Here is a 4,134-nt window from a genome sequence, read left to right as displayed (position 1 = left end):
TTAATCTCCAATAAATAGTATTTTGAATAAGAAAAAGTATGCCATAATTAGCATACTTTTTTGAATTTTACGCTCTACTTTTCATTTTTAATGGTGCATTTTTCATCATTGGGAATGTTAAGGACTGTAGTAGCATTCCAACAATACCTAGTATAGTAAATGTCATTAATACATTATTTTCTAAAATCAAACCAAAGATCGTTGTAATAGATCCAGTTATTGAAGTTAACGTAATGATGATACTGATACCTACAAGTAAAATTAGAAAGTTTAATACACCTAGTCTTCTGATCAATACTGCAATGAGAGAGGATAATCCAAGTATGAAAAATCCAATCATTAAATCAATCCAGTAATATGAGAAAAAATGATAATTTGTTGAATACCATTCGCCTGCATGAAAAAAATGAAACTTGTTTATACCTTTATCAAATAAAAAGTCCATTATTAAATAAAGAAGATTCAAAAATGTAATACTACCTACAACCATAAGAGCAGCCATTACATTATATGACTTTAAAAATTGAACTCTAGTACTTCCAAGTCCAATGGCAACCTGAATTGGAATCACTAAACCCGCAACTGCAAACGTACTAATACCTCCAAAAGTTGGCCCAAACAATGCAGCTTCAGTTCCTGATGGTATATTAAACATAACGCTAATTAAAAGATAGATCAGTGATAATCCTAATGTAATTGTAGAAAATAACATAAAATACCAACGTAAGTCATCAAATATTAATTGATAAGTACCCTTAATTGAATTCATGATTTCACCTCAATCTTTCTATCCGTTACATTTATTAAATAATCTTGTAAACTAGCTTTTTCAATTGTTAAATTATGTTCTGACGCGATTGATTTCCATTTATTAGAAAAACTTTCATCAAGCATCACTTTATGTGTTGAACTGATTCTAGATGATTCGATTATTCTCGTATTAGAAGTAACCTTTTCGATCATTTCACTATTACCTGATAAAATAACACCTTTTTCTCTCATATCTTCCATTTGTTCATGGAATAAAACTTTTCCATCTTGGATCACAATAAGTGATTCACAAAGTGGTTGAATTTCTTCAATATGATGAGTTGAGATTAAAAATAAACGTGGATATTCTTCGTAACTCTCTAATAATGCATCATAAAATTGTTTTCGTTTTACTGCATCCAACCCATTTGTTGGCTCATCAAGAATCGTAATTTGAGCATTACTTGCTAAACCTAGAATGATTTGCGTAGCAGTTTTCATTCCTTTTGAAAATTTAGAGATTTTTTTCTTATACGGTAGTTCAAATAAATCGATTAATTTTTCAGCAAACGCTTGGTTCCATTTCGGATGAAAGTAGCGACCAAATTTACATACGTCTTCAATTTTCCAATTTTGTCCAAAAGGATGATTTTCTTGAATATAACAAATATTTTCTAATGCTATTAAATTATTATATGGTTCTTGACCTAATACATTTAATTGACCTTCTAATGGTTTGAAGTGTCCCGCAAGTAAACTCATTAAAGTTGTTTTCCCAGATCCATTTCTACCCCATAAACCGATAATGTTTGGTTCCGTTTCGTGTAAATTAAAATTTGATAAAACCGGTGTTTGTTGATAACCATAAGTCAAATTCTTTATCTGGATCAATCGTTACTCCCCCTATTTTGAATCCATTTTTGTTTTAATCAATTCAATAACCATTTGTTCATCAAGATGAATTCGATTTGCTTCCTTTAATAAAGGAGCGACATATTCTTCATAAAATTGCTCTTTTCGCTCAATGATTAATTTTTCTTTTGCTCCTTTAGAAACAAACATTCCTACACCTCTTTGTTTATAAATGATTTCCTTGTCAACCAATGCTTGGAGTCCTTTTCTAGCTGTTGCAGGATTAATATTATAAAAACGTGATAATTCGTTTGTTGAAGGAACCTGCTCCTCCTCCTTAATTCTACCGTCGATAATTTCATCCATAATCAAAACGGCAATTTGCTGAAATATTGGCTGAGATTCATCTAATGTTGGTTTCATTAGCAGCTTCCTTTACTCGTTAGTTATTTAGTTAGTTACTTGTGTAACTAACTATACTACCTAATAAATGATATGTAAAGTATTTCTAAAAAGTACGCCTAAATAAAAAATCTATTTTCAAATAGAAAATAGATTTTTTTCAGTATGACTGATAAACGCTCGCTTTTTTCGTTTGGTCGCACGCTTGCGCTGCTATTGAAAAAGATAAAAGCCCTACTTCAAAAAGAAGTAGGGCCATATTTTATTGAAAATTTATCCGAATAAGATCTCTTAAAGTTGATTGATAACTTTGAAGATCATAGTTAGAATTATTGACAACTTGCTTTTTTATTCTTAGTTCTTCTAGAATGTTAATTTCGAGCTGTTTTCTTGCCTCAAGAATTTTTATGGTTCCATCTAATCCTTTAAAATCATTGTCACTTCCAAATGCTTGATTAGCATAATAATTTACAAATCCTTCAAACCATTCTTTTGGTCTTTCATTTATAGCCTTGTGAAATGAAAATTTCAAATCATCTTGATTAACATATAGTAGCAGCGGGTTTAGTCCTTCTATTGCATTTTCTAACGATTTTATATATTGGATCACTTTTTCTTTGCTTGCATTATATTTTATCATTCCAACTGTTATTGGATTTTGAATAAAACAGCATTCGAAAATAGTCACTTTTTCGCTTTTTACGGCTTGTTCGGCAAAGGCTTGCCATCTTTTTACGATTAAATTTTGATTTTGCACAAGTGGTAATTCATAAATATCCTTTTTCATCAATGAATCTAATAATTCAGGTGTAAGTTTTTGCTGTAGTTTTTGATATGGAATTAAAAAACCAGATTCATATTCTTCCATATGATCTCTAATCATTTCACTTTGTTGCTCATGTGATAATAATAATTGTTCCATTTCTGACTTCGTAAAGAACGCTACACCTTCATAGTCAGCAGGATGATTTACATCACCTTCTAAAAACAATTCAGCTTCTACATTCTGTTCTTTTAAAATGTTATACACTAATCTTGCAGTCGTTGATTTACCAAAACCAGGTAATCCCTCAACTAATATTAATTTTGTTTTTGTACTCAATACAGTGTCCTCACTTTAACTTTTATGATATTTTTTATTTCAAGTTAGTATACTCCACTGTATTCACCTCAAATTTATTTAATATACTACTAGTATACTAGAAATCGTTCCTATTAATAAATACAATTTATATATAGATTGTGTTTTTCATTTTCACTTACTTTAACTTCATATTCATTTCAATATTAACTAATTCATTTTTTATCATTGGAAGTATCGATTCTATACAATCATTTACAAATGGAGAAATCACGTTGGACTCTGCTAGTATTGTTAAAAACGAATTGCTGCCGCCAGCTTTACAAATTGTAAGAAAACTAGAAAATGCTTCTTCCTCATTCGCTTTAAATTGTTTCCATAGTTGGAAGGCACAAACTTGTGCTAAAGCATAATCAATAAAGTAAAAAGGTGTTTTATATATAAGTGTCTGTTGTTGCCAATATCCACCTCTTTCCAAATAATCATTTCCTTCATAATTGCGAAAAGGTAAATATTCTTTTTCAATATTTCTCCACTTTTCTTTTCTTTCATTTGGTGTCAGTTCTGGATTTTCATAAACAGTATGTTGAAACTCGTCAACAGCAACACAATATACTAACCAGTCGAGTGCTTCATGTAGGTGTAGATATTTATATTTATTTGTGTCTTCTCCAAAAATGCGATTAATCGATTTCCATCCAAACAACTCCATACTCATTGAAAAAATTTCACACGCTTCATAAGTGGGATAATGATAGTCAATTAATTCTAAATTTCGACTAGCATAAAGTTGAAATGCATGACCCGCTTCATGAAAAAATACCCGAACATCATCTGAGGTTCCGTTGAAATTTGCAAAAATATAAGGTGATTTATATTCAGCAATATAAGTGCAATAGCCCGCTCTCGCTTTATCATTTCTTGTCTCTACATCTAAAAGATTATTTTGTTCAAGGTATTGATAAAATTCCGCTGTTTCAGGTGAAATTTCCTTAAACACATGTTCAAATTCATTTAGTATCCATTTGATATTTCCTTTAGGTTCAGGG

Annotated in this window: 5 protein-coding genes; all 5 read right to left on the bottom strand. The window is 30.3% G+C overall.

Features of this window, described 5'->3' with window-relative positions; all coding sequences use genetic code 11:
- Window positions 1-67: 67 nt before the first annotated feature.
- Window positions 68-769, bottom strand: coding sequence for a hypothetical protein (locus V7056_RS20365; protein ID WP_499704209.1), 702 nt, complete (start codon window positions 767-769; stop codon window positions 68-70).
- Window positions 766-1,641: an ATP-binding cassette domain-containing protein gene (locus tag V7056_RS20360; protein ID WP_499704208.1), complete on the bottom strand. Its 876-nt coding sequence runs from the start codon at window positions 1,639-1,641 to the stop codon at window positions 766-768. Before V7056_RS20360 ends, V7056_RS20365 begins: the two co-directional genes overlap by 4 nt.
- A 12-nt stretch (window positions 1,642-1,653) precedes the next feature.
- A complete protein-coding gene (locus V7056_RS20355; protein ID WP_499704207.1) occupies window positions 1,654-2,025 on the bottom strand; it encodes a GntR family transcriptional regulator in 372 nt (123 codons plus the stop codon).
- A gap of 241 nt (window positions 2,026-2,266) precedes the next feature.
- On the bottom strand, window positions 2,267-3,106 hold the full coding sequence (locus V7056_RS20350) for a P-loop NTPase family protein (protein ID WP_499704206.1): 840 nt from the start codon (window positions 3,104-3,106) through the stop codon (window positions 2,267-2,269).
- A gap of 157 nt (window positions 3,107-3,263) precedes the next feature.
- Window positions 3,264-4,134, bottom strand: an 871-nt coding sequence (locus tag V7056_RS20345; protein WP_499704205.1) for a M3 family metallopeptidase, incomplete at its 5' end; no start/stop codon positions are given.

This window comes from Bacillus sp. JJ664, from assembly GCF_036962205.1.
GTDB lineage: Bacteria > Bacillota > Bacilli > Bacillales > Bacillaceae_G > Gottfriedia.
The sequence above is the reverse complement of the archived record's forward strand: the minus strand, read 5'-3'. Positions and strand labels throughout refer to the sequence as shown.

Coding starts and splice junctions, on each gene's coding strand:
- V7056_RS20365 (WP_499704209.1), bottom strand. CDS start 769: ATGAATTCAATTAAGGGTACTTATCAATTAATATTTGATGACTTACGT.
- V7056_RS20355 (WP_499704207.1), bottom strand. CDS start 2,025: ATGAAACCAACATTAGATGAATCTCAGCCAATATTTCAGCAAATTGCC.